This is a genomic window from Microbacterium sp. NPDC091382 (genome assembly GCF_044757025.1).
Lineage (GTDB): Bacteria > Actinomycetota > Actinomycetes > Actinomycetales > Microbacteriaceae > Microbacterium.
In genome coordinates this window covers 181621-207819 of sequence record NZ_JBIVUD010000002.1, presented here as the reverse complement: position 1 = coordinate 207819, position 26199 = coordinate 181621, and the positions used below count along the sequence as shown (strand labels likewise).

20 protein-coding genes and 1 tRNA gene are annotated in these 26199 nt (G+C 70.4%); 13 read left to right on the top strand and 8 right to left on the bottom strand.

The window, feature by feature from the left end; translation table 11 throughout:
* The first annotated feature begins 66 nt into the window (after nt 1-66).
* Nucleotides 67-140 (top strand) — tRNA-Met (locus tag ACIQLK_RS08390).
* A 57-nt stretch (nt 141-197) separates the two neighbouring features.
* On the opposite strand, the gene ACIQLK_RS08385 is transcribed toward ACIQLK_RS08390, so the two are convergent.
* Nucleotides 198-671, bottom strand: coding sequence for a MarR family winged helix-turn-helix transcriptional regulator (locus tag ACIQLK_RS08385; RefSeq protein WP_400364155.1), 474 nt, complete (start codon nt 669-671; stop codon nt 198-200).
* 71 nt (nt 672-742) lie between these two features.
* On the opposite strand from ACIQLK_RS08385, the gene idi reads away from it, so the two are divergent.
* Genes idi through ACIQLK_RS08350 form a run of 7 tightly spaced genes read left to right on the top strand, consistent with a single transcriptional unit; the run spans nt 743 to nt 6307 of the window.
* A complete protein-coding gene (gene idi, locus ACIQLK_RS08380; RefSeq protein ID WP_400364153.1) occupies nt 743-1291 on the top strand; it encodes an isopentenyl-diphosphate Delta-isomerase in 549 nt (182 codons plus the stop codon).
* Nucleotides 1288-2352 (top strand): polyprenyl synthetase family protein, encoded by a 1065-nt coding sequence (locus ACIQLK_RS08375; RefSeq protein ID WP_400364151.1) that lies wholly within the window; start codon nt 1288-1290, stop codon nt 2350-2352. Before idi ends, ACIQLK_RS08375 begins: the two co-directional genes overlap by 4 nt.
* Nucleotides 2349-3233 (top strand): phytoene/squalene synthase family protein, encoded by an 885-nt coding sequence (locus ACIQLK_RS08370; RefSeq protein WP_400364150.1) that lies wholly within the window; start codon nt 2349-2351, stop codon nt 3231-3233. Before ACIQLK_RS08375 ends, ACIQLK_RS08370 begins: the two co-directional genes overlap by 4 nt.
* On the top strand, nt 3230-4783 hold the full coding sequence (gene crtI, locus ACIQLK_RS08365; RefSeq protein WP_400364149.1) for a phytoene desaturase family protein: 1554 nt from the start codon (nt 3230-3232) through the stop codon (nt 4781-4783). Before ACIQLK_RS08370 ends, crtI begins: the two co-directional genes overlap by 4 nt.
* 5 nt (nt 4784-4788) lie before the next feature.
* Nucleotides 4789-5130: a lycopene cyclase domain-containing protein gene (locus ACIQLK_RS08360; protein WP_400364148.1), complete on the top strand. Its 342-nt coding sequence runs from the start codon at nt 4789-4791 to the stop codon at nt 5128-5130.
* A complete protein-coding gene (locus ACIQLK_RS08355) occupies nt 5127-5435 on the top strand; it encodes a lycopene cyclase domain-containing protein (RefSeq protein ID WP_400364147.1) in 309 nt (102 codons plus the stop codon). The genes ACIQLK_RS08360 and ACIQLK_RS08355 overlap by 4 nt, the downstream gene beginning before the upstream one ends.
* Nucleotides 5432-6307 (top strand): prenyltransferase, encoded by an 876-nt coding sequence (locus ACIQLK_RS08350; protein WP_400364146.1) that lies wholly within the window; start codon nt 5432-5434, stop codon nt 6305-6307. The genes ACIQLK_RS08355 and ACIQLK_RS08350 overlap by 4 nt, the downstream gene beginning before the upstream one ends.
* A gap of 26 nt (nt 6308-6333) precedes the next feature.
* On the opposite strand, the gene ACIQLK_RS08345 is transcribed toward ACIQLK_RS08350, so the two are convergent.
* Together ACIQLK_RS08345 and ACIQLK_RS08340 are read right to left on the bottom strand one after the other, a co-directional pair.
* Nucleotides 6334-9252, bottom strand: a complete 2919-nt coding sequence (locus ACIQLK_RS08345) for a UPF0182 family protein (RefSeq protein WP_400364145.1) — start codon at nt 9250-9252, stop codon at nt 6334-6336.
* A gap of 79 nt (nt 9253-9331) precedes the next feature.
* A complete protein-coding gene (locus ACIQLK_RS08340) occupies nt 9332-10456 on the bottom strand; it encodes a PDZ domain-containing protein (protein ID WP_400364144.1) in 1125 nt (374 codons plus the stop codon).
* A gap of 126 nt (nt 10457-10582) precedes the next feature.
* Here ACIQLK_RS08340 and ACIQLK_RS08335 point away from each other — a divergent pair, with 126 nt between their 5' ends.
* Nucleotides 10583-12028, top strand: coding sequence for a zinc-dependent metalloprotease (locus ACIQLK_RS08335; RefSeq protein WP_400364142.1), 1446 nt, complete (start codon nt 10583-10585; stop codon nt 12026-12028).
* Between the two features lie 787 nt (nt 12029-12815).
* Here ACIQLK_RS08335 and ACIQLK_RS08330 read toward each other — a convergent pair.
* On the bottom strand, nt 12816-14528 hold the full coding sequence (locus ACIQLK_RS08330; RefSeq protein WP_400364141.1) for an ATP-dependent helicase: 1713 nt from the start codon (nt 14526-14528) through the stop codon (nt 12816-12818).
* The gene (nudC, locus tag ACIQLK_RS08325; protein ID WP_400364139.1) at nt 14525-15427 is read right to left on the bottom strand and encodes an NAD(+) diphosphatase; all 903 of its coding nucleotides are present in this window, start codon (nt 15425-15427) and stop codon (nt 14525-14527) included. Before nudC ends, ACIQLK_RS08330 begins: the two co-directional genes overlap by 4 nt.
* Nucleotides 15428-15490: 63 nt before the next feature.
* On the opposite strand from nudC, the gene ACIQLK_RS08320 reads away from it, so the two are divergent.
* A complete protein-coding gene (locus ACIQLK_RS08320) occupies nt 15491-16720 on the top strand; it encodes a phosphotransferase (RefSeq protein WP_400364138.1) in 1230 nt (409 codons plus the stop codon).
* Nucleotides 16721-16748: 28 nt separating this feature from the next.
* Here the strand turns inward: ACIQLK_RS08320 and ACIQLK_RS08315 are convergent, their stop codons facing one another.
* Nucleotides 16749-20030, bottom strand: coding sequence for a UvrD-helicase domain-containing protein (locus ACIQLK_RS08315; protein ID WP_400364137.1), 3282 nt, complete (start codon nt 20028-20030; stop codon nt 16749-16751).
* Entirely contained in the window at nt 20027-23104 is a 3078-nt protein-coding gene (locus ACIQLK_RS08310) for an ATP-dependent helicase (protein WP_400364135.1), read from the bottom strand. The genes ACIQLK_RS08315 and ACIQLK_RS08310 overlap by 4 nt, the downstream gene beginning before the upstream one ends.
* Before the next feature lie 165 nt (nt 23105-23269).
* On the opposite strand from ACIQLK_RS08310, the gene ACIQLK_RS08305 reads away from it, so the two are divergent.
* Together ACIQLK_RS08305 and ACIQLK_RS08300 are read left to right on the top strand one after the other, a co-directional pair.
* Nucleotides 23270-23491, top strand: a complete 222-nt coding sequence (locus ACIQLK_RS08305) for a DUF3107 domain-containing protein (protein ID WP_400364134.1) — start codon at nt 23270-23272, stop codon at nt 23489-23491.
* A 1-nt stretch (nt 23492) separates the two neighbouring features.
* Complete coding sequence (locus tag ACIQLK_RS08300) at nt 23493-23783, top strand: hypothetical protein (RefSeq protein WP_400364132.1); 291 nt, start codon at nt 23493-23495, stop codon at nt 23781-23783.
* Between the two features lie 9 nt (nt 23784-23792).
* Here the strand turns inward: ACIQLK_RS08300 and ACIQLK_RS08295 are convergent, their stop codons facing one another.
* Nucleotides 23793-24527 (bottom strand): ferritin-like fold-containing protein, encoded by a 735-nt coding sequence (locus ACIQLK_RS08295; RefSeq protein WP_400364130.1) that lies wholly within the window; start codon nt 24525-24527, stop codon nt 23793-23795.
* 144 nt (nt 24528-24671) lie between these two features.
* Between ACIQLK_RS08295 and ACIQLK_RS08290 the strand changes: the two genes are divergently transcribed.
* Entirely contained in the window at nt 24672-26189 is a 1518-nt protein-coding gene (locus ACIQLK_RS08290; protein WP_400364129.1) for a DEAD/DEAH box helicase, read from the top strand.
* Nucleotides 26190-26199: the final 10 nt, after the last annotated feature.

Below are 26199 nucleotides of genomic sequence, written 5' to 3'. Positions count from 1 at the left end.
GTGGCACGGCCACCTGCGCCCCGATTCGCGTGCCCCCGAATCACGTGCTAGTGTTTTCTCTTGTGCCGCGGGGTGGAGCAGTTCGGTAGCTCGCTGGGCTCATAACCCAGAGGTCGCAGGTTCAAATCCTGTCCCCGCAACGAAAAGAAGAAGGCGTCCCCTCTCCGGAGGGGGCGCCTTCTTCCATTCCCGCCCGATCATGACGGCAGCATGGCCGTCTCCATGTCGGCGAGGAAGCGCACGATCGTGCGCAGCTCTTCGTCGGAATACCCGTCCGCAGCGCTCCTCATGCGTCGCAGACGCTCACCGAAATGACGCCGGAACGTCACGCGTGCCTCATCGGTGAGCACCACGATCCGGGCGCGGCGGTCGTGCGGATGAGGCACACGGGTCAGGTACCCGCTCACGGTGAGCCGATCGAGGAGTTTCGTCGTCGACGCCGTCGAGATCGCGAGGTGCGTCGCGAGGTCGTTGGGCTTGACCACTTCACCGTGCTGCTCCCGGATGATGAGCATGCGCAACGCCGCGAGATCGGTCGCGTTCATGTCCATGTCGCCGCGCATACCCGCGTACATTCGATCCAGAGAGTCCGAGAACGCACGGATGGCCTCGAGAGCGTTCATCACCACGGCCTCGTGCTCGGTGGCCGGGATCCACGGCTCTGCAACCATTGGACACCTCCGGGGTCGGTGGGTAGCATGACGGATGATCGCTAGATAATCTAGCAACTTACGGAGGAATCGTGTCGGATATCGAGTACGTCGTGCTGATGGACGACGACGGTCACGACATCGGGACAGCTCCCAAGGCAACGGTTCACGGTACCGACACGGCTCTGCATTTCGCATTCTCGTGCCACGTGTACAACTCCCGGGGCCAGATCCTCGTGACGCGTCGAGCGCTCAGCAAGGCGGCCTGGCCCGGCGTCTGGACGAACTCGTTCTGCGGCCACCCCGGCCCCGGCGAAGCCGTCGTCGACGCCGTCCACCGCCGCGCCGCGCACGAAATCGGCTTGGCCGTCCGCGATGTCACGCCGACCGTCCCGGACTTCCGCTACCGGGCGGTCGACGCCTCGGGAATCGTCGAGAACGAGATCTGCCCCGTCTACGTCGCCTACACGGACGAGGACCCCATCCTCAATCCCGACGAAGTCGCGGAGGCGCGATGGGTCGATCCGGCGGACCTCGCCGCGTCGGTTTTCGCAGCACCGTGGGCGTTCAGCCCGTGGCTCGTCCTACAGGCTCAGCAGTTCGATCTGGCGGACCCGGTCACCGTCAGGAGGGCCTCTTGATCGCCCTCTCCGCGATCGCACGGCGCGAGATCGACGACGCCCTGCAGGTCGCGCTCGAGCGTCTCCGCATCCGTTCGGCAGCCCTCGGTGAGGCGTCGGCCGCTCTGGGCGAGGCCACGGCCGCCTCCGCCACAGGCGGCAAGCGACTGCGACCGGCACTCGTCGTCGCCGCATTCCAGGCCTTCGGCGGGGACATCGGCCACTCCCCCGGGCTGTGGCGGGTCGCGGCCGCGTTCGAGTTGCTGCATGCGGCGTTCGTGGTGCACGACGACCTGATCGACGGCGACATCGAGCGACGCGGCATCCCGAACGTCGTCGGACGCTTCCGCGAGCGCGCGCTGGCGCGGGGCGGGGACGCCGACGATGCGAATCTGCTGGGCGCCGCCGCCGCCGTCCTCGCCGGCGATCTCCTGCTGTTCGAGGCGACGCGTCTGATCGCCACCGCCCCGGTGACCGCACCTCAGCGGGCAGCCCTGTTCGTCCTGCTCGACGACGCCCTCCTCGTCTCGGCCGCCGGCGAGCTGGCCGACGTCGAGCAGACCATCGGAGCCGACCTTCCGCCGACCGATTCGCTGATCCGCACCGCCCGCGACAAGACCGCCTTCTACTCCTTCCAGGCCCCGCTGGCAGCCGGCGCGCTCCTCGCGGGCGCCACCGACGACGAGCGCGCGGCACTCGAGTCCGCAGGCTCCGCGATCGGGGTCGCCTTCCAGCTCGCCGACGACCTGATCGGCACCTTCGGCTCGCGTGCCGAGGCCGGCCGGGAGCCCGGAGCCGACCTCCGCGCCTCCAAGCGGACGCCCCTGATCGCGATGGCCGCCGAGACCGAGGCGTGGCCACGCATCGCCTCCGCCCTGGCCATGGCGCCCACGGGACCCATCGCCATCGCGGAGGCGCAACGGGAGCTCGCCGCCAGCGGCGCGCGGGAACGCGCCGTCGAGATGATCTCGGAGACCCTCCGGTCCGCACGCAGCCACGCCGCCGACGCCGCGCTCCCGCGCGACGCCGTCGTGCTCCTCGCATCGCTCGCCGCCGCCGTGGAGGACCGCATCCCTCGATGAGTGATTCCCTGTACGACGAGACCGCAGCGGCAGCCGCGGCATCCGTCATCCGCGCCTACTCCACATCCTTCGGGCTCGCCACGACCCTTCTGGGCCCACGCGTGCGAGGGCACGTGCGGAACGTCTACGCGCTCGTGCGGGTCGCCGACGAGATCGTCGACGGCGCCGCCGATGCGGCAGGAGTTCCGCTCGACGAGCAGCGGCGCGTTCTGGACCAGCTCGAAGACGAGACCTACGCGGCCATCGCCCGCGGCTTCAGCGCCAACCTCGTCGTCCACGCCTTCGCGCGGACCTCGAGGGAGTGCGGCATCGCGCGGGTGCGCATCGAGCCGTTCTTCGCGTCTATGCGCACCGACCTGGAGCGCGCCGAACACGACGATGCCTCGCACGACGACTACGTCTACGGCTCTGCCGAGGTCGTCGGCCTGATGTGTCTGCAGGTCTTCGTCAACGCCGGGAGCGTGTCGCCCCGCGATCCCGACCCGCAGCTCGTATCGGGTGCCCGCCGTCTCGGCGCGGCGTTCCAGGACATCAACTTCCTCCGCGACCACGCCGACGACGCCGGACGCCTGGGCCGGGACTACCTCGGCGTGGGCGTCGGTGCTGCGCGCCGTGCCGAGGTGCTCGCGCGCATCGACGCAGATCTGGATGCCGCGGAGTCGACGATCCCGCTCCTGCCGGCGGACTGCCGTGTCGCCGTCGCCACAGCGCACGGACTGTTCGCCTCGCTGGCCGACAGATTGCACCGGACCGAGGACATCGACACCCGCGTCCGCGTCCCGAATCCCGTGAAAGCCGCGATCGCCGTACGCGCCGCGGTCGCGCATCGGACCCTGCTGCCCGCCCGACGACCCGCACCCTCACGGAGGTCCCCCGCATGACCCGCCGCATCGCCATCATCGGAGGCGGGATCACCGGTCTCGCGACTGCTGCGCTCCTCGCCGATCGCGGTGACGAGGTCACCGTGTTCGAGGCGCTGGAGGACGTCGGCGGCCGCGCGGGCAGCTGGGAGAAGGACGGCTTCCGGTTCGACACCGGTCCCAGCTGGTACCTCATGCCCGAGGTCTTCGACCACTTCTTCGCCCTCCTCGGCACGACGGCCGCGGAGCAGCTCGACCTCGTCCGCCTCGACCCCGCCTACCGGGTGTACCACGAGGGCGAGCGAGAGCCGTTCGACGTGGTCTCGGGACGGGACGCCGCGGTCGCCGCCTTCGAGGCGCGCGAACCGGGCGCCGGCGCGAAGCTCGCGGAGTATCTCGACTCCGCCGGCGAGATCTACGACCTCGCCGTCTCACGGTTCCTCTACGACCCCTACGTCTCGCTCAAGGGGCTCGCGCACCCCGACGTCCTGGGCAAGCTCACGACGCTCCTGCCGCTCCTGCTGCGCCCGCTGTCCGCCCACGTCGAGAAGCAGTTCTCCGACCCGGTCCTCCAGCAGGTGCTGGGGTATCCCGCCGTCTTCCTCGGCGGGTCGCCCTACGACGCCCCGAGCCTTTACCACCTGATGAGTCACCTCGATCTGGACGACGGTGTGCTCTACCCGCGCGGCGGGTTCGTGCAGATCATCCGCGCCATCGCCCGCCTGGCCGAGGAGCGCGGAGCGGTCATCCGCACCTCGAGCAAGGTGGAACAGATCATCACCGTCGGGGAGGTGGCCACCGGCATCCGCCTTGCCGACGGCACCCGCGTCGACGCAGATCACGTCATCTCCACCGCGGACATGCATCACACCGAGACGGAGCTGCTGCCGACCGAGCTCCGCTCGCGCAGCGAGGCGTGGTGGGACAAGCGTGTCCCGTCCTTCGGCGCGCTCTTGATCCTGCTCGGGGTCGAAGGCGAACTCCCCGAACTCGAGCACCACACCCTCTTGTTCACGAAGGACTGGAAGGCGAACTTCGACGCCATCTTCGGGGCGGGCGTGGCTGCCTCCGTCCCGGATCCCGCGTCGCTCTACGTGTGCCGGCCGAGCGCCACCGATGACGATGTCGCTCCCGCGGGCCACGAGAACCTCTTCGTGCTGGTCCCGATGCCCGCTGCCCCCGAGCTCGGACGCGGCGGCGTCGACGGCGCCGGTGATGCGGTCATCGAGGCCGCCGCGGACGCCGTCATCGCCCAGATCGCCGAGTGGACCGGTGTCCGCGATCTCGCCGAACGCGTGCGCGTGCGCCGCACGATCTCCCCCGGGGACTTCGCCGCCGATTTCGGGTCGTTCCGCGGGGGTGCCCTGGGCCTCGCGCACACACTGCGCCAGTCGGCGATGTTCCGGCCGGGTCTGCGGTCGAAGGTCGACGGGCTGTTGTACGCCGGCCAGACCGTCCTGCCCGGTGTCGGGCTCCCGATGTGCCTCATCTCGGCCGAGCTCGTCGTCAAACTCCTCGACGGCGACGTCTCCACGGGACAGCTGCCAGAGCCGCTCGCCTCGGAGCGCTGACCACGATGCCGGGTGTCTACCTCGGCGCCCTGATCGTCTCGGCGCTCGGCGTTCTCGCCGTCGACCTCCGACACCGACTCGCCTTCGGAGCGGCGCCCCTACGCACCGCCCTGCTGATCGGGTGCGGGACCGCGTTCCTCCTCGTCTGGGATCTCGTGGGAATCGCCAGCGGCGTCTTCGTCCGAGGCGACAGCCCCCTGCTCGTCGGGATCGATCTCGCACCGCACCTGCCGCTCGAAGAGCCCGTCTTCCTCGCTTTCCTCAGCCACCTCGCCCTCGTGACGTACGCCGTCGTCACACGCGTCCGCGACGCGCGACGACGGATGCGAGCGCCGGAGACGACATGACCTACCCGCTGATCCTCATCCCGTTCCTCGCCCTCACGCTCGCCGTGACGCTGCTCTCGCTCCGTCGCCCGGGCCGGCGCGACCGACTCATCGCCTCGGCGTGGACCGCCGCCGCACTGTTCGCGCTCACCGCGGTGTTCGACAACCTGATGATCGCCGCGGACCTTTTCACCTATCCCGAAGAGCACATCAGCGGCATCCGGATCGGCCTCGCTCCCATCGAGGACTTCGCGTACCCGCTCTGCGTCGCCTTCCTCCTCCCCGCGCTGTCGGCGCTGCGTCCGGAACGGGAGGATGCCGCATGACGCCGCTCCGCTTCGCACGCCAGCTCTTCGTCTCGTCGCGACCCGTGAGCTGGATCAACACGGCGTTCCCGTTCGCGGCGGCGTACCTCCTGAGCACGCGTGAGGTCGACGCCGTCCTCATCATCGGGACGATCTTCTTTCTGATCCCCTACAACGTCGCCATGTACGGGATCAATGACGTCTTCGATTACGAATCGGACCTCCGGAACCCGCGCAAGGGCGGGGCGCACGGAGCGATTCTCGAGAAGAGCCTGCATGCCCCGACGCTCTGGTCCTCCGGTGTGCTGTGCGCACCGTTCGTGGTCTTCCTCGTCGTCTCGGGCCCGCCACTTTCCTGGGCCGTCCTGGGGCTCAGTCTGCTCGCCGTCGTCTTCTACAGCGCGCCGCCGTTGCGACTCAAGGAGCGCCCCTTCGCCGACTCGGTGACCAGCAGCATCCACTTCTTCTCGCCCGCCGTCTACGCGCTCGTACTGACCGCTGCGACGTGGACCCCTCAGCTGGTCCTCATCATCGTGGCGTTCGCGCTGTGGGGCGTCGCATCTCACGCCTTCGGCGCGGTGCAGGACGTCGTCGCCGATCGCGAGGCGGGCATCTCGTCGATCGCGACCGCACGCGGTGCCGCCTGGACTGTGCGATTCTCCCTCGTGACCTACGCCGCGGCCGGGGTGGCGATGCTCGGGACCGCGTGGCCGGGACCGCTCGCGGCGATCGTGGCGCTCCCCTACCTGGCGACGGTGTGGCCCTACCGATCGGTGTCCGACCGGGATGCCGCGACCGCCACGCGAGGCTGGGATCGGTTCCTGTGGCTCAACCAGTTCGCCGGATTCGTCGTGACGCTGCTCATGATCTGGTGGGGGCTGTTCCTGTCCTGAGCAGCCCCCACCAGGTCATCGCGGGATCAGTTCCCGTCGAGCTGGATCAGCCGATCGATGATGTTGGTGAGCTTCTCGTCTTCCTGACCGTAGGTAGCCCAGTCGCCCTTCTGCATCGCGGCGTCGCGGGCCATCATGACCTCGCGGGCCTGCTGCAGGAGGCGAACCGTCTCGTCACCGGTGCCCGCGGTCGGAGGTTCGTTGCCGTCCGTGGGCTGCGGCGAAGGAGTGGCCTGGGGCGACCCGGACGGAGTCGGATTGGTACCCTCATCGCCGGCCGTCGCGCCGGAGTCGCCGCCGAACAGCTTGTCGAGAGCCTCCTGCAGCGTGTCCTCGAAGGCCACCTGCTTACCGAAGGACACCAGGATCTTCCTCAGCTGCGGCAGCTGGGTACCGCTCGACGCCTGCACGAACACCGGCTGCACGTAGAGGAGGCCGCCACCGACAGGGAGGGTGAGGAGGTTTCCGTTCAGCACGTCGGATTGCCCCTGCTGAAGCAGGTTGACCTCGCGCGCCACCGTCGCATTCGATCGGAAGTCGTTCTGCACCTGGCCGGGGCCGGGAACCGAGACATCCGCACCGATCTCCAGCATGCGGAGCTTGCCGTAGTCGGCACCCTTCTTGCCCTTCTCCGATCCCGCGTTCGAATCGACCGCGAGATAGCCGAGCAAGACGTTCCGCTCGCCATCACCCTCGGACGCGGGGATGAACGACGTGAACATCGAGAACGCCGGCTTGTCCTGCCCGGGCATCTGCATGGTCAGGTAGTACGGGGGCTGCAGGTTCGTGTTCTCCACGGGATCCTGCGGGGTGCGCCACGCGTTGTCCCGGCGGATGAACGACTGCGCGTCGTCGACGTGGTAAGTCCCGAGCATGGCGCGCTGGACCTTGAACAGGTCGGTGGGGTAGCGCACGTGGCTCATCAGGTCACCGGACATCTCGCTGATGGGACGCAAGGTCGAGGGGTAGACCTTCTGCCACGCCTTCAACAGGGGGTCCGTGTCGTCCCATGCGTAGAGCTTGACGGAGCCGTCGTACGCGTCGACGGTCGCCTTGACCGAGTTGCGGATGTAGTTGATGTCGTCGAGAGCCACCCGCGGCTGTGTGTTCGTCGTGTCCGAGATGGCGTCGCGCAGGCTGACGATCGAGGAGTACGGGTAGTTGTTGCTAAGTGTGTATCCGTCGATGATCCAGACGACCCGACCGTCGACGACACTCGGGTACGGGTCGCTGTCGAGCTCGAGGTACGGGGCCACCTTCTGGACGCGGTCCCGCGGGTTCCGGTCGTAGAGGATCTGCGAGTTGTCGTTGATGCCGTCCGAGAAGAGGATGTCGGTCGACTGGAACTTCAGCGCATACAGCAGACGGTTGAAGGGGTTGCCGATGTCGGGACCGCCGTTGCCGGCGAAGGTGGTCCGGGTCTGATCCGAGCCGTCCTCGCCACGGGGATAGTCGAGCTCGACCGGGTCCGATCCCTTCGGAGCGCCGACGATGGAGTACGGCGGCGAGTACTCGCCGAAGTAGATGCGGGGCTCGTACTTCTCACTCTTGGTGAGCTCGCCGGAGGTGGGGATGCCTCGTTCCATGAAGACGGGGTTTCCGTCGTCGGTGCGTTCGTTGCCCTTGGCGGCGACCACACCGTACCCGTGCGTGTACACGAGCGTGTTGTTGTACCAGGACTGCGCGTTCCCCAGCTGGCCGAGGTTGAGTTCGCGGACCGAGACCACAGCGTCCTGGGTCTTGCCGTCGATCTCGTACCGGTCCACGTCGAGCGGATTCTGGAACTGGTAGTAGGAGCGGTACTGCTCGAGCTGTCGCACAGTGGGGCCGATGATGGCCGGGTCCATGATGCGCAATGACGCGGTCGTGTCCGCATCCGCGCGGAGCTGTCCCTCTTCGGCCGTCGTGACGGCCTCGTATTCGGTCTTCTCGAGGCCCTGGATCCCGTAGGCGAACTTGGTCGCAGCGAGGTTGCGGTCGACGTACGGGGCTTCGTAGGTCTCGAGGTTCGGTGCGACCTGGAACTGGCTGACGGCCCACGGGTAGGCGACGCCGACGACCAGGGACGAGACGATCAGCAGGGCAGTGCCGATGAGCGGGAACCGCCAGCGCCCGATGATGGCGGTCACGATGAACAGCGCCGCGACGATGGCGGCCGCGATGGAGACGATCGCGAGGCCCGGGATCACGGCGTTGTCGTCGACGTAGCTGGCACCGGTGAAGCGATCCCCCTGCGTGGTGAGCGTCTTGTACCGGTCGAACCAGAGGCTGACGGCCTGAACTGCGAGGTACAGCGCGGCGATGACCGCGAGCTGGATGCGCGCCGCCTTGGAGATGCGGAGCTCGCGCTGACCGACCCGCACGGATCCATAGAGGTATGCGACGACGACGGTGACGAGGAGGCAGATCAGGAGGACCGCTGACGTGAAGCCGAGGACGATGCTGTAGAAGGGCATCTGGAAGAGGTAGAAGCCGGTGTCGAGGCCGAACTGCGGGTCCTTCTGGCCGGTCGAGACGCCGTTGACCCAGAGCCACACGGTCTCCCACTGCGCTGAAGCAGCGAATCCGGCGAAGAAGCCGAAGAACACGGGGATGCCCCACATCGCCAGGCGGCGAAGGGGCTCGACGACCTCCTGATAATGATCCAGCTGCGAGCTCAGACGCGCGTACACGGGCCGCAGGCGATAGGCGAGCTGGATGGCCGCGAACACGGGGGCGGCCATGGCCAGGAACCCGACGAGGAACATCACGATGCGCGCGGTCCACTGCGTGACCAGGACACTGTCGAAGCCGAGCTGCCGGTACCACTGCCAGTCGGTGTACAGGTTCGCGAACGCGAAGAACGCGATCACCAGCACAACCAACACACCGACGGTGATGGCGATCGTGCGACGGACGGGATTCGGAGGGGTGGACGTGGCCGGCCCGGCAGGTGTCGAGGTCACCCCCTCATCCTAGGCGGCGGGTCTCGCGCCCCGGCCGCGCCCCCGTGCGCTCTCGGCGGAATCGCAGGGGGTGCGATCGTCAGCCGGCGGTGCAGACAGGCAGGTCGTCGATCCCTGATCCGGTGCGGATGGCCTCCAGGGCCGCGAGGGAGTCGTCGAGCTTCGCGACGGGGATGACGCGAAGGCCGCCGGGGATGTGTCCGACGACCTCGTCGCAGTTCTTCTCCGGGGCGAGGAAGTACGTCGCGCCGGCATCGCGTGCTCCGTAGAGCTTCTGCCGGATGCCGCCGATCGGACCGATCGTGCCGGCCGAGTCGATGGTCCCGGTGCCGGCGATCTGCTTGCCGCCGTTGAGCTCACCGGGCGTCAGCGTGTCGATGATCCCGAGAGCGAACATCTGCCCCGCACTCGGACCGCCGATCCGATCGAGCTGGATCGTCACGTCGATCGGGAACTCGAAGTCCCGTTCCGTGGTGATCCCGATGATCCAGACCGGCCCGTCCTTCGACTCGGCGCGGGCGGGGGTGACGGTGGCCTTCCGTTCCTGCCCGCCGCGGCGGACGACGAGGTCGACGGGGTCGCCGCCGCCCTCGTTGATGACAGAGCGCAGTTGCTCGGTGTTCGCGATCGGCGTGCCTCCAGCGGACACGATCTCATCGCCCACCTCGAGGATCCCGGCGGCCGGGGAGTCCTTCGGGAGAGCCCCCACGCCGACATGCTCACGAACCGTGTAACCCAGCTCGGTGAGGGCTGCCGCGGTCGCTTCCTTCTGGGAGTCGACCATGAGGGCGGCGTTCTCCTCGTTCCGCTGCTCCGTCGTGGTTCCCGCCGGGAAGATGCTCTCGACGGGGAGGACCGCTTCCGCCGGGTCGAACCAGGCGAGGGCCAGCTCGAACCACGAGGGGGTCTGCTCGCGGTTTCCGAGCACCTGCACCGTCGTGAGATCGAGCGCTCCTGACGTCGGATACGTCTCCGCGCCCGAGACCGAGATGAGCGGGACATCCTCGCCGTCCGCGTTCTCCGCGCTCCCCAGGGTGTTGACGACCGGTCCCTGCCGCTGGATGACGAATCCGGTGGGGAGGAAGCTGAGGATGAGGAGCGCGACGAGCGCGACCACCAGCGCCCAGACGCCGGCGACGAACCGGCGCGGACGGGTCGAGCCGCGCCGCGCGCCGCTCTCGGGTGCAGGCGTGAAAAGCGACACGCGGGTCCTTCCTCCGGCACTCGTTCGCGACCGGCGTACACGGGACGTCTCCCGCTCGGACCGGGCGGAGAAAACCTGCCACTAGCGTAGAACGAGACGTCTCCCCCCTGCTGAAAGGCGCCTGACATGACCGATCCCGCGGACGACGATCTGCCCGGCGACGACGACCTTGCGGAGATGCTGCGGCGCATGCTCGGGGGGCAGGGAGGAATCGACCCCGAGCAGCTCCGCCAGCTGTCCAGCATGGGCATCGACCCCGCGATGATGCAGAACATCATGCGTCAGTTCCAGTCCGCGATGTCCTCCGACGGCGACGACGACGGACTCGACTGGTCGGCCGCGAAGACGCAGGCGCTGCACATCGCGAACCGCGACGGACTCGGCATCAGCGCCGGGGCCCGCACGGAGTTCGACCAGGCCTTCGCGCTCGCCTCGTTGTGGCTCAGCGAGGTCACCGCCATCGCCGAACTCGCTCAGACACCGCACCCCATCACGCGCGGCCAGTGGGTCGAGGCCACGCTGCCGGTGTGGCAGGAGCTCGCCGAGCCGGTGGCGACGTCGATCAGCGATGCGCTCATGGCTGCGCTCGAGTCGCAGACCCCCGAAGAGATGCGGTCGGCCATCCAGGGTGCGGGACGGATCATGCGGCGCGTCGGGGGTGCGCTCTTCGCCGGTCAACTCGGGTCGGTGATCGGCAAGCTCTCCCTCGAGGTCGTCAGCGGCGGCGACGTCGGCATCCCTCTCATGCCGACCGGCGACGCCGCGATCCTGCCGCAGAACTTCGCGGACTTCGGCCGCGATCTCGAGATCGAGGAGGACCAGCTCGCGCTCGTCCTCGCTACCCGAGAGCTGGCTCACGCCCGCCTCTTCCGACACGCACGGTGGCTGCGCCTGCACGTCATCTCGCAGGTGACGGACTTCGCCCGCGGCGTCCACGTGGATACGGACGCCCTCGAGGACCTCGCGTCGCGCTTCGACCCGTCCGCACCCGAGGAGCTCAAGGCCGCCATCGAGAGCGGAGCGCTGCTGCCGCAGCGCTCCGAGGCTCAGGTCGCCGCCCTCACCCGGCTGGAGAACCTCCTCGCCACGATCGAGGGGTGGGTCGACGTGGTCACCGCCGATGCGACCGCGCGCGTCCCCTCAGCCGATCGGATCGCCGAGGCGGTGCGCCGTCGCCGCGCCGTCGGAGGTCCCGGCGAGCAGGCGATGGCCTCTCTCGTCGGCCTCGAGCTGCGTCCTCGTCGCCTGCGTGAGGCCGCGTCGATGTGGCGAGCCGTGACGGATGCCGTCGGGCCGACGGTCCGCGACGGACTGTGGGACTACCCCGACCTGATGCCGACGGCCGAGGACATCGACGACCCCGCGGGCCTGATCGCCCGTCTTCAGGCGCGCCAGCGCGGCGAGGAACCTGAGCGCGACGCGTTCGACGACGCCCTCGCAGCTCTCCTCGACGAGGAGGCGGCGGCGGGGGGCACCACGGAATCGCCCGGGGACACGCTGCCGCCCGGTGACGCTCCGGACGCCGGTGACGGCTCGGGCGACGACGGTCCGACCGGCCCACGCCCGGTCTGAATCGGCGCCTCCTCCACAGAGGACGTGACAACGTCCCGATCACGGCGGGTGTGGATGGGCGGCGCGGTGCGGGAGGGCTGTCGGCAGAATCGCCGCATGCTCCGTCTCGCCCCCTCGCACCCACCGCTCTGGCGGACGCCGACGAGCGTTCAGCTGGGTATCGACGACGCGGAGCCTCTGACGGAGCTGCATCCCTGGCAGGAGCATCTGCTCGATCAGCTCGTCAGCGGCATCCCGGATGCACGCCTTGCGCCGCTCGCCCGGGAACTCGGCGCGAGCGATGCCGATGCGAGCGCCTTCCTCCACCGCATCGAGGACGCGCTCGTCACCACCGAGACCGTGAGCCCTCGCGCCCGGGTCGAGCTCCCGGCGGATATGGGGCTCAGGGATGAGCAGACGCTTCTGGCGGGGATCGCAGGCGCCGGGGTGACCGTCACGGCCTCCGCGCGGTGGGAGATCCCGCCGGGGCGCGATCCGATCGTGCTCGTCGCCGCCCGGCTGGTCGACCCGCGTCGGGCTGCGCGCCTCACGGCGCAGGACGTCCCTCACCTCGTCGTCGAGCTCTCCGGCGACCGGGTCGTGGTCGGACCGCTCGTCGTTCCCGGTGAGACAGCCTGCGTCGCCTGCGTCCACGCCGAGCGGCGGGAGCGTGACCCGGGCTGGCCTCTCGTCGCCGCACAACTGCTCGCCCGACCGTCGGTCCCGACGGACCCACTGCTCCTCGTCGAAGCGGCCACCCTCGCCGCGCGGATGCTCCGGGCGGGGGACGCCGGGCGATCGGTCGCGGTCAGCGCGACCGACGACCGGCGCGTGCTCCGCGAGCACCGCCCTCACGGATCGTGTCTCTGCCGATCTCCTGAAGGAATCTGGATCGCTGACGCTCCCGATTCCCCGAGCGCTGCGCCCACGACAGCGACAGGGTTCGCGCGGCCCGCGTGACGCCGACGTAGGCGAGACGTCGCTCCTCGTCGATCTGCTCGAACGTCGTCGCGTACGAGATCGGCAGGAGGCCCTCGCTGAGTCCCATCACGTGCACGTGGGCCCACTCCAGCCCCTTGGCGGCGTGGAGGGTGGCGAGGGTCACCGTCCGCATCGCCGGTTCGTGCTGGGCTCTGGCCCGGGCGGTCAGTTCGTCCGTGAAGGCCCGGAGGCTCGTCCCTTCCGGTGCTTCCTCCGCCAGCCGAAGAACAGCCGCGCGGGCCTCCCAGGCGTCGCGGAGCGCGCCGCCTGCGGGGGGTGCCTCATCGGTGAGCCCCAGCGAGCGCAGCACGTCGCGCACCGTCGCGATGAACGATCCGGACAGCGGCGCGACGGACGCGCCGCGCAGCGCAAGGAGCGCCTGACGGACTTCGGGAAGGTCCCAGAACCGCTTTCCGCCGAGAACCGTCGCCGCGATGCCGCGGGAGGAGAGCGCGGCCAGAAGCGGCGCGGACTGTGCGTTCAGTCGGTAGAGCACCGCGATGTCGTTCGGGTCTATGCCGGCCTTCAGCTGCGCCTCGATGCGGTCGGCGATGCCGTCCGCCTCCGCGGCGTCGTCATCGTAGGATGTCACCTCGGGGGCGGGACCTGCCGGGGCGGCCGTGACGAGCTGGAGGGCACCGGGCCGCCCGCGCATGAGCTCGTTCGCGACGGCCAGGACCGCGGCATCCGATCGGTAGTTCCGTTCCAGGCGGACGACTGTGACGTCGTCGTCGCGCTCAGAGAAGTCGAGCAGGTACCGCGGGTCGGCCCCTGCGAACGAGTAAATGGTCTGGCTCGCGTCGCCGACGACGCACAGGTCTTTTCGATCGCCGAGCCACAGTTCGAGCAGGCGGTGCTGCACCGGCGACACGTCCTGATACTCGTCCACGGTGAAGTGGCGGTACTGCTCGTGCACCGCGGTCGCGACGCGGGGCTCGGATTCGATCATGCCCGCGCAGGCGAGCAGGACGTCCTCGAAGTCGAGTTGACGCCGCTCGTCCTTCAGCTTCTCGTACGCGCGCTGCAGTCCGACGAGGGGATCGATCGAGAGGCCCGGGATGCCACTGGGCCGCGCGTGCGCGTAGTCCTCGATCGACCGCATCGTGACCTTGCGCCACTCGATCTGCGAGGCGACGTCGCGGAGGGTCGACGCATCCAGCCGGAGCCCGATGCCGTCCGCGGCGTGGGCGAGGAGCCGCACCTTGCTGTCGACGATCGCGGGCGCGGTGTCTCCGGCGACCTGGGGCCAGAAGAAGTTCAGCTGCGCGAGCGCCGCCGCGTGGAACGTGCGCGCCGCGACGCCCTCCACCCCGAGAGCCCGGAGGCGGCCCCGGAGCTCCCCCGCCGCCTTCGTCGTGAACGTGACGGCCATCACGCGCTGCGGCGAGTAGGCGCCCGTGTCGACACCGTGGGCGATCCGGTGCGTGATGACACGGGTCTTCCCGGTCCCCGCACCCGCGAGCACGCACACCTGGCCCCGGAGGGTGCTCGCAGCCTCACGCTGCCGGTCGTCCAGATCGGCGAGGGGGTCCGAGCTCACTCCCCCACCCACCGGATGATCAGGCTCCGCGCGATGGACGCAGGCCCCGGAAGCCGGACGTCGCCGCGTCCCTCGAGGGCTTCGCGGATCTCGGCGCGCGTGAACCAACGGACATCCAGGATCTCCTCCCCGTCCGGACGGGCCTCGTCGTCGGCGACGGCGTACGCGGTGAAACCGAGCATGAGCGAGCGCGGATAGGGCCAGGGCTGGGAGCCGCGGTAGACGATCCGGTCCAGGCGCACACCGGCCTCCTCGGCGACCTCCCGCTCGACCGTCGTCTCGAGGGACTCCCCCGCCTCGACGAAGCCGGCGAAGGTCGAATACACCGGGATGTCCCCCCACGCGGCGTTACGCCCGAGCAGCAGACGCTCGCCGTCGGCGCTCGCGACGGCCACGATGACGGCGGGGTCCGTCCGGGGGAAGTGCTGTCGCCCGCAGACCAGGCAACGCCGGGACCAGCCCGCCTGCTGGATCTCCGTCGCCCCTCCGCAGGTCGGACAGAACGGGGCGTCCAGCAGCCATCGACCGAGACTGAGGCCCTGCACGACGCGTCCGGCCTCATCGGGATCGAGATCTCCCCCGATGACACGCAGGCTGCCCCAGTCCCGGGCGTCGACCGCGGGTTCGGCGGCCGACGCGGGCAGCGCCGCCAGCGCGACGGCGCGGTGCGCGGCGTCGCGCCCGAGGAACGCCCAGACAGCGTCCGCCGGCACGACATCGGGGGCGAGCCAACGGAGCGCCGACGTCTCGTCGAGCGGGGCGCGGTCGCCGTGCAGCAGCAGCACCCGCGTGTCGGCATCCTCTCGAATGCGGGTGAGCAGACCTTCGTCGAGCCGCTCTTCGGCTGCGCGGTCGATGACCGCTCGAGCCAGTGGCGGCGGGACGTCCTTCGTCGTCATCGAGGACCTCTCTTGCGGGCGTGGCGCGAATACGCGGCGGCGGGCCCCGCCTAACCTGGGGGCATGGCACGCTCTCCTCTCACTCTAGCCGCGGCGGCGACGGCGGCCCTCTCGCAGGCGTCGGGCGTGCGCACGAGCATCACCGCGGTCGGACGACTCAGCGAGGACGCCGCCGGGCGCTACGACAGTGCACTCGTGCACCTCGACGACGGCACACGTCTGGTCGTCCGCGTCCCCGAGAGCGACGAGGCCGACGCCGACGCGTCGCGCGAGGCCGCCGCTCTTGCCGCACTGACTCCCGGCGTCCGCGCCATGCTGCCGTTCCGCGCTCCCGAGATCCTCGGCCGCGCGCGCATCGACGGCCGCACCGCTCAGGTCGAGACGCACCTGAGCGGATACCGCGTCGACGCCGCGCACATCCCGCCGGGTCGCGGGGTGGCAACGGCGATCGCGACGGCGATCGCCGGCATCCACGATCTGCCGACCTCCATCGTTCACAGCGCAGGACTTCCCTCCCGCAGCGCCGCCCAGGTGCGCTCCGACACTGAACGCCTGCTCGACCGCGCCGAGGCGACGGGGCGCCTGCCGTTCGGGCTGCTGCGCCGCTGGAGCCGTGCCATCGCGCTCGACGGGCTCTGGAACGTCGAGCCCACGGTCACCCTGGGCGGCATCGACCCGTCGGCGTTCACCGTGGTCGACGTCGACGGCGTGCCGATCGTCGACGGTCTGTTGAGCTGGGGCGGGCTGAGCGTCGGCGACCCCGCCGAGGACCTCCGCTGGATCGCCAGCGCTCCCGACGCCGCCGCCGACGTCGTCGCCGCGTACGCCGGGGCCGCCGGACGCTCCCCCGACACGATGATCGCCGAGCGTGCCCGCCTGCACGCCGAGCTCGAGTTCGCCAAGTGGCTCGTGCACGGGCACGAATCCGGGTCCGAGTCGGTGACGACGGATGCCGTGGCGCTTCTCACCTCCCTCGATGAGAGTGTCCGCGACGAGCCGCCGATCGGCTCCGGCACGGTCAGCATCGACGATGCGATCGCAGCGCTCGGGCGTGTTCCCGCCGCGACCACGGAGTCGGTGGACACGTCGATGCAGACCGACGCCTACGATCCCGGAATGCTCGACGGCTACGAGGACGACGCCCCGGAACCGGCGACATCCCGAACCGACCTGGAGACCGAGCCCATCGAGTTCAGCGACTGGCCCGGCACCGATGAGGCACCGGCAGCCGAGGATCGGGATCCCGACGACGCCGCGAAGAATGCGCTCCGCCGCTGGACGGGAACCGCCTGACACCCGACAGGACCGGCTCCGCGTCGGATCATCCCCGCAGGACGAGACCGTCGGCCACGTAGAAGAGCGCGACGTCGATCATCTCCAGCGGCACCGCGTGTTTGGCGTGGTACGCCTTGCGGTAGAGCTCTAGCTGCAGCATCCGCTCGGTTCGCTCGGAGGCCGTGCGCGGCGGGCGGCCCGTCTTCCAGTCGACGATCTCGATGCGGTCTCCGCGCCGGTAGACGGCGTCGAGCTTGCAGATGACGATGTGCGGGCGTCCGTCGCCGAGGGCGTCGGGGTCGACGAAGTCGATCTCGGTCTCCACCTCGATCGGCTGCAGCGGTCCCCATTCGGACGCCAGGAAGGCTTCCCGCAAGCGGTCGAGGGCGTCGGCATCGGCGGCCGACATCGATCCGGCATCCTCGTCGTCGTCCCACAGCACGTCGTCGCTGGACCGAGACCTTCCCACGAGGCCCGACCGCTGCTCGACCCACGAATGGAACAGGGTCCCGAGCCGCGTCTGCCGATAGGGCCGCTCCGGGAGCGGTCGGGCGACGGCGGTCGCTGCGGCGTCGTAGTCGGCGACGAAGTCCTTGAACCGCGATGCGGGGATGCGGGCGGGAGCGACCCGCTCCGCACCGGCCGCGCGCGCGGTCCGTTCGGCGAGGAGCAGCTCGAGGTCACGACTCGGCACTGCCGATGCGGAGGTCATCGCCTCCTGCACGCGGACGGCGGCATCTCGAACCCTCCCCGCACGCGCGCCCAACGGGTCGAGGGGCCACTCGAGCGTGGCGCGCGCCCCGTCGTAGGGGTTCTCGGTCGTATCGGTCTCGGGGAGCGGGATCTCGAGCTCTGTCGCGACCTCGGTGAGGAATCGACTCAGCGCGCGCGGCTTCTTGGTCCCTGCCCACGGCGACGCCGAGAGCAGCAGGTGCTCTCGCGCCCGGGTGACGGCGACGTAGGCGAGACGGCGCTCCTCGGCCAGGTGGCGTTCGCGGATGCCGTCGGTGAAGGACCCGAGGGCCGCCTTCAGATCCTGCTGACTGGGCGCGTCGTGCGCGCGCCATCTCAGATCGGGCAACCACTCCCTGTCTCCACGGAAGGAGTAGGGCAGCACGCCGAAGGCCAGCCAGCCCTTTCCGTCCTGCAGCCGAGCGGGCAGCTCCTCCTCCACGCCGCGGACGACGGCGACCGCGTCCCACTCGAGGCCCTTCGAGCCGTGGATCGTCAGAAGCTGGACGACGTCGTCCTCGGGAGGCTCCGTGCGCGGCGCGAACTCGTCGACCCGCTCCGCCCGGTCGAGCCACGCGAGCAGACTCGCCAGCGAACCCCGCTCATCCGTCTGCAGGAAGCCGTGCAGTTCGTCGATGAAGGCACGGAGCTGATCGGATGCCGTCCGGGCCGGGCCGCGCGACTCGTTCGCGGCGAGCTCGATGTCCAGCCGCAGTTCCGCCTCGACGAGCCGGACCAGTTCCGGGATCGGCAGACCCGCAGCCCGGCGCAGTCCGGCGAACACGGCGCCGGCCTCCCTCAGCCGCCCCCGCGCCGCCGGGGTGAACCCGCTCAGCCAACCGTGGTCCGGCTTCTGCCGCGACACGAAATCGAGCGCCGCGACGAGCGAACCGCCCTCATCTCCCGCCGACGAGCGGATCGTCTCGGCGAGCTCGGGCGGCAAGGGCTGCAACGCCGTGTCGTGTCGGACCAGGCGCGCCGCCACCTGGGCGAGCTCCCGCAGGTCGGCGAGCCCGATCGACCATCTCGGTCCCGCCAGCAGTCTGATGAGGGCGGATCCCGCGCGAGGGTCGCTGATCACACGCAACGCAGCGACCACGTCGACGACCTCCGGCGTCGAGAGCAACCCGCCCAGACCGAGGATGCGATGAGGGATGCCCCGCCTGCCCAGCGCATCGGCGAACCGGACCATGTGCTTCTTGCTGCGCACGAGCACGGCGGCGGTCGTCGGACGGCCGACGCGTCGCCGATCAGCACGGACGCTGCGGAACCACTCGGCCACCGCATCGGCCTCCGCATCGACATCGTCCTCCACGGCGATGTCGACGCGGCCGGCGGGCGCTCCCGGTCGCGGACGGAGAGCACCGACCTCGACCGGTGCGTCGAGCGGCGCGAGCACGGCTCCCGCCGCGCGGAGCACGTCGACGCCATTGCGCCAGCTCGTGAGCAGCGAGTACGTGCGAGCCCCGGCATCCGGATCGAAGGACCGCGAGAAGTCGCCGAGGTTGCCCGCGCTGGCGCCACGCCAGCCGTAGATCGACTGATGCGGGTCGCCGACGGCCATCACGGCCGTTTCCCGGAACAGGGTCGCGAGCAGATCCGTCTGCACGACGGAGGTGTCCTGGTACTCGTCCAGCAGGACGACCCGGTAGCGCTGCCGGAGATCGTCGGCGACCGACGGGTGCGCACGGACGACCTGCAGAGCGCCGGCTACCTGATCGGAGAAGTCGATCAGCCCGCGCCGACGCTTCTCGGCGTCATAGATGCGTGCGAGGGAGGTCAGGACCGTGAGCCCCGAGACCTTCTCTGCCGCCGCGCGGACGTCCGCGTACACGGTCGTGCCCGCTCGCTCGCTCGGTCTCTCGAGGACGTCCTGGAACCCGCGTGCGAACGCATCGAGGTCGGCGAGGTCGACGAGGTTGTCGACGCTGTCGCGCGCGATCCGGAGGGCGGCATCGATGATGGTCGACGGGCGCTCGGGGCGGTCGGGAAGGTGCGGGTCATCGGAGGACAGCACCACCTGACGCATGAGAAGCCATGCCGCCGACTCGCTGAGGACCACGGCCTCGGCGTCACGGCCGATCCGGACCGCGTTCTCGCGCACGATGGCGTCGGCGAAGCTGTTGTAGGTCGAGACGACCGGCCGCTCGAGAAGTGAGTCGCCCGAATCCGGGGCGGAGGGCTCGGGAGCCAGCGCATCGAGCGCCGCGCGACGTGCGCCCTCGGGCGCACCCGCCCGCTCGAGCTCGCCGAAGACGACGAGACGGCCCTCGGCGTGCAGTCGCTCGAGCTGCGGGAGCAGCCCGCGCCGCTCGAACTCCGCCAGGCGACGAAGGCGAGACCCGATGCGCTCCCCCAGCTCGCCCGCGGCCTTGCGGGTGAAGGTGAGCCCGAGCACCTCATCCCGGCGGACGAGTCCGTTGGCGACGAGCCACACGACGCGGCCGGCCATCGTCTCGGTCTTGCCGCTCCCGGCACCCGCGACGACGAGCGCCGGAGACAGTGGCGCCGAGATGACCGCCGATTGCTCGGCCGTCGGCGGGAACTGACCGAGCGCCGCCGCGACGGCTTCGGGACTGACGAAGGGAGCGCTCACGCGGAACTCACCGGGCCGATCGTGTGGATGCGGCAGAGCCCGCGGGTGTGGTCGTCACGGCAGTGCTCCTCGAACGGCGCGACGAACGAGGTGCTGCGCATGACGCGCACCGCCTCGTCGACACGGGAGAGGAACGCGGCGCGCGTCTCATCGTCGAACGGTGCCTGCCGGGGCTGGGCGTAGGGCGCGTGACGCGTCCCCTTGAGGACGAGGAGCTTCGCGCCGCCCGCCTCGGCTCCGGCCGCCTCGGGGATCGCTCCGCGCTCGAAGGCCAATTGATACGCAGCCAGTTGCGGGTTCTCCGCGGCGGCCTTGTCCCCCGTCGCTTCGTATCGCCCCGTCTTCAGATCCACGATGACGACGCGGCCGTCCCGCGTGCGCTCCACGCGGTCGATGTAGCCCGAGAGGATCGCCGGGTGCGCGGCATCCGGCACGGGCAGCGCGACCTCGAAGTGCGGCTCCGCACCCACGAGGGTGGTCCCCTCCCGTTCGGTGTCGCGGAGATAGGCCGCCAGCCTCTCGACGAGGTCACGGGCGCGACGGCGTTCGGCCTCATCGATCCAGGCCGCATCGAACTCGAGCTGCGACCACCCGTCCTCGACGAACGCCCACAGTGCGTCCACGTCTGCCCCGTCGGCCCGCTCCAGAGCGGCGTGCAGGAGCGTACCGAGGCCCGCGACGGCCGTTCCGGAGTCGCCGCCGAGGTCGCCGATGACCCAGTCGAGCTGACACTGTTCGAGAGCGTGGATGCGGGAGGGCGAGATGCGCAGCGGCGCGGCGTCGAGATCTCGGATGGGTGCCGTCGAGGTCGGCTCGGCCAGCCCGTACCACTGCGTCGGATCGGCGCCGGGAACCCCGGCCGCCGCCAGGAGCGCGAGCTGGCCCGCGGCATCCGTTCGGGCCGGCTCCGCGGTTCGCGGGTCCGTGAGTGTGCGACGGTGTGACGCCACGAGACCGCGCAGCGTCAGCGGGTGCTCCGCGGACCGCGGTGCCGGCATGGCCGGGGGCAGCAGCTCGAACAGGACGCTCGGGCCCGCGTCGTCATCGTCCACCGCCGTCACCATCAGCTGTGAGCGGGCGCGCGAGACGGCACGGGCGAAGAGTCGGAGCTCGTCGTGCAGGACCGCTCGACGACGGTCAGCCGTGTCGAGGTCGGTGTCCTCCTCGGCCAGACGCGCGGTCTCGAGGAGGCTCCCGCGCAATCGGAGGTTCGGCCACACTCCGTCCTGCACCCCCGCGATGATCACGGTGTCGAACTCGAGGCCGAGCGCGGCCGCCGGGGTGGATATCTGAACGCCGCTGGTCATCGTCCCGGTCCGCAGCCGGTCCTCGGCAACCTCCGAGTGCAACAGGGCGCGCAGATAGTCGATCGGGGCCGTCCCGTCCTCCCGCTCCCCGTGGCGCTTGGCCGCCTCGAAGAGGGCGACGACGGCGTCGAGGTCTCGACGGGCCCCGTCGGCGAGCGACCCCTGACCGTCGGCGAGGGAACGCAGCTGGCGTTCGAGCCCTCGTTGCTCCCAGACGGTCCACAGGAGCTCGTGAGCGGTCGATCCGCCGCGCAACTGATCTCCCAGGTCGCCGAGGGTGCGCGCGACGCGAGCGGCCCGGCGCGCCTCGGGGGTGTCCACCACGTCGAACTCGATCGGATGCCGCATGCCGGACGCCAGGAGGTCGCGAGCGGTGCGCTCACCACCGCTTCGCAGTTCTGCGTGTCGGAGGGCCGCGCGGAGGCGACGCAGCTCGACCGGATCGAGTCCGCCGCCCACCAGGGCGTCGAGCACGTCGTCGTCGGTGCGGTCCCGCTCCGGGATGGCCGCCAGGTCGACGGTGCGCAGGAGGTCTCTGACGATGCCCGTCTCGGCGAGGGCGCGCGCGGGACCGACGGCCGCCGTCGGGACGTCGCGGGCCGACAGCTCCGCCTCGAGCGCCGTCACCTGGCGCGAGTCGTGTGCGATCACCGCGCAGTCCTCCCAGCGGACGCCGTCGTGGACGTGGCGTTCTCGCAGGAACCGGGCGATCACATCGAACTCCTCGGCTCCCGATCGCAGCGTGTAGGCACGGACGCTCTCGTCGGGATCGACACCGACAGGGGGATGCCGGTGCGCGACGAGCCCCGCCGCGCCGATCCGCGACGTCACCTGCGCCGTGAGATCGCGCAGCGCCGCCGTGCCCCGGTGGACCCGGTCGAGGACGTGCGTCGTCGTGGCGAGCCGGGCGAAGTTCTCGGGATGGGCGCCGCGGAACGACCCCGACCCGACGTCGGGGTCGCCGAAGGCGAGAACGGCGATGCCCCGCGCGCGGCACGCCTCGAGCAGCTCGACTCCGCCGAGCGTGAGCTCTTGCGCATCGTCGACCAGGATGGCCCGCAGGCCCGACACCGCGCCCAGCGCGGGCGAGCCGGCGGGAGCGTCACGGAGAAGTCCGACCGCCTCTCGCACGAGTCCCGCGGCGTCGCGATGGGCACCGCGCATGCGGGCCCGGACCGCGCGGTACTCCCGCGCGAACGATGCGAGCGACGCCCACGCGGGCCGGTCCGTCGCGGTCGCCCGCGCCATGAGCCGATCGGGTTCGATGCCCAGCGTCGTCATCTCGGCCAGGAAGGCACGGATCTCGGCTCGAAAACCGGACGTGGAACGGATGTCGGCGGGCAGCGACTCGGGCCACCGGGACGGCGCGTCCTGCTCGTCGTCCGCGTCACCGGCGAGCAGATCCGCGATGATGCGGTCCTCATCCGGGCCGGTCAGAAGCTGCGGGGGTTCGTCGCCTCGATGGACGGCGTGAGCACGCACCACCTGATAGGCGAAGGCCGCCACCGATCGGGCGAGCGGACCGCTGGTGGCGACGCCGACAGCAACGGCGAGCTCATCGCGCAGCGCGGTGGCGGCGGCGCGGGTGGGGGTCAGCACGAGCAGCTGCTCCGGCGCCATCCCCCGGTGGACGAGGGCGACGACGCGGCCCACGAGGGTCGCCGTCTTCCCCGTACCCGGCGCGCCGATGACGACGCCGGAGACCGCGTCGGGAAGCGCGATCACCACGTCCTGCGCCGGGTCGGACAGTGGAGACACAGCGGGCATGCGATCCACGCTAACCGGGACGGCGGACACCCGCGTCACGGCGCCCCGGGAGTGCGGACCCGAGCCGTTCGCCGACAGCGAGCAGTCCACCGCATCCCGGGTCCGACGGGTGTCGTAGGCTCGAGACGCGCCCGGAGACCCGGGCCGGGAAAGGCAGGCATCACCGTGGAGATCCGCATCGGCATCGCCAACTCGCGCGAGCTCGGCTTCGATTCGAACGAGACCGCCGAGGCTGTGAAGCAGACGGTCAGCGCTGCACTCGACAGCGGCGCGAACTACGTGACCCTCGCCGACTCGAAGGGCGCGACCTACCTCATCCCCACCGCGGGCATCACCTTCGTCGAGGTGGGCACCGACCAGTCCCGCCGCGTGGGCTTCGTCGCCTGACATGCTCGTCGTCCTGGCGCTCGTCTTCGGAGCGATCGCCGGCGCGTCCGCTCATTTCGCGCTTCCGCTCCGCTCGCTGCGCGGCGTGTCGGTCGGACCGATCCTCGGGGCACTCGTCGGGGCGGCGACGTGGACGGCGCTCACCTGGGCCGGCGCCGGTCCTGACGGCGGCTGGATCTGGTTGGCGAGCATCGCGGCGCCCGTCGTCGTGACCCCGATCGCACTGCTCGTCCTCTCGCGCACACGCGCCTCCCGCGACGCGCGTACGCAGCGCGACCTCGGCATCGCCTGATCGCCCGGCTCAGGCGTCGAGGCCGATCCCGGTCATCCGGCGCGAGTGGGCGCCCAGGAGCTGAGTGAACACCGGCTCGACCTGCTTCTCGTCGTCCCGGTCGAGCGCGCCGGGCCGATCCGTCGCGCTCGGACGAAGCGCACCCCTCGCCACGAGCAGAGTGTCCCCCACGAGGCGCCGGCCCCAGAGGCTCAAGAGCGAGCGCAGTTCGTTGTCGACCGAGATGGCGTCGGAGATGATCGCGACCAGCGCGGAGCGGTCGGCATCCGCTCGGAGGATCGCAGCCGCACGTCGACCGGTCTCGCCGTAGCTTCCCGAGAGGGACAGGTAGAAATCGTCGAGCAACCCCGCGGTGACGTGCACGGTGAGCATCGTCTCGAGCGGACGCGCCCCGTGCGTCGCCTGCCGGAAGGCGTCGAGCGGCTCGCGGAAGGGCAGCATCAGCTCGAGAGGGTCGTCTCCCCGATCGCGGATGAGCTCGACCAGCGCCTGGTGCTTCGACAACGCCGCGCCGGTGGCTCGCGAGAGCGACTCCTTGTGCGCGAGCTCAGGACTCCGCTCGATGACCGCGCTGAGAGTCTCGGCGTACCCGAGTTGGAGGTAGGCGGCCTGCCCGAGGTAGGTAGCCACGTCCGGGGCGAGCTGCTGGAAGTCGACACGACGAACGTCGCTCGCCTCATCGCGGGAACGCAATCGCAGGATGCGCCCGGGGGGGCGCCGTCGCTGCCAGAACCACCTCACCACACGCTCAGCCTACGGGGCGAGAGGCCCCCCTCCGGTAGGGTGGATCTGTCCCGGCGTCGGATCGGGACCCCGCGCCTGGGGCTGAGTGAAGGGCGTGGACCCACATCACGGCGGCATCTCACCGCCAGACAGGCACGGAAAAGCATGACCACGTTCGCAGAGCTCGGCGTCGATCAGGACATCGTCGACGTCCTCGCCGCCAAGGGCATCGTCGACACCTTCCCCATCCAGGAGCAGACCATCCCCCTCGGCCTTCCCGGCCAGGACATCATCGGCCAGGCGAAGACCGGTACCGGCAAGACCTTCGGCTTCGGCATCCCCGTCGTCCAGCGCCTCGGCCTGAACCCGGAGCCCGGCGTCAAGGCGTTGATCGTCGTGCCGACGCGCGAGCTGGCCGTCCAGGTCTACGAGGACATGGACATGCTGACCTCGGGGCGCGCCACCAGCGTCGTCGCCATCTACGGCGGCAAGGCTTACGAGGGTCAGATCGATCAGCTCAAGGCCGGCGCGCAGATCGTCGTCGGCACCCCGGGTCGCCTCATCGACCTCAACAACCAGCGTCTGCTCGATCTCTCCCACGCGACCGAGGTCGTCCTCGACGAGGCCGACAAGATGCTCGACCTCGGCTTCCTCCCCGACATCGAGAAGATCTTCCAGAAGGTCGCGCCCGTTCGTCACACGATGCTCTACTCGGCGACGATGCCCGGCCCGATCGTCGCCCTCGCGCGCCGGTTCATGTCGAACCCCATCCACATCCGCGCGAGCGACCCGGACGAGGGGCTCACGCAGGCCAACATCAAGCACGTCGTGTACCGCGCGCACTCGCTCGACAAGGACGAGGTCATCGCGCGCATCCTGCAGGCTGAAGGACGAGGCAAGACCGTCATCTTCACGCGCACCAAGCGCGCCGCGCAGCGCCTGGTCGACGAGCTGGGCGACCGGGGCTTCAGCGCGGGCGCCGTCCACGGCGACATGAGCCAGGAAGCGCGAGAGCGCTCGATGGCCGCGTTCAAGGCCGGCAAGCGCGACGTGCTCATCGCGACCGACGTCGCCGCCCGCGGCATCGACGTGGACGATGTGACCCACGTCATCAACCACACGATCCCCGACGACGAGCAGACCTACCTGCACCGCGCCGGCCGCACCGGCCGTGCCGGCAAGACCGGCATCGCGGTGACCTTCGTCGACTGGGACGACCTGCACAAGTGGGCCCTGATCAACCGTGCCCTCGACTTCGGTCAGCCGGAGCCCGTCGAGACGTACTCCTCGAGCCCGCACCTCTACACGGACCTCGACATCCCCGCCGGCACCAAGGGACGCATCGCCACCGCGCCTAAGGCGGCTCCGGCGCGCGGGTCCTCGGCTCCCGCACGTGCCGCCGACGCCGCGGCGGACCAGCCCGAAGCAGGAACCCGCCGCCGTCGCCGTCGTCGGTCAGGCGGTGGCGAGGCCAAGGTCGGTGCGACGTTCGCCGCGGACGGCGACGCGGCGGCATCCGGTTCCGCCCCCGCATCGTCAGCGGGCGCCGACCGCGCCGTGGACGGTGCGGGCACGCACGACGGCGCCGGCAAGGAGCACCACGACGGCAAGCCCGCTCCGGCGCGTCGCCGTCGGCGCCGTCGTGGCGGGTCGGGTTCCGGCACTCCCGCGGCCGGCGCCTGAGCCCGCGCCC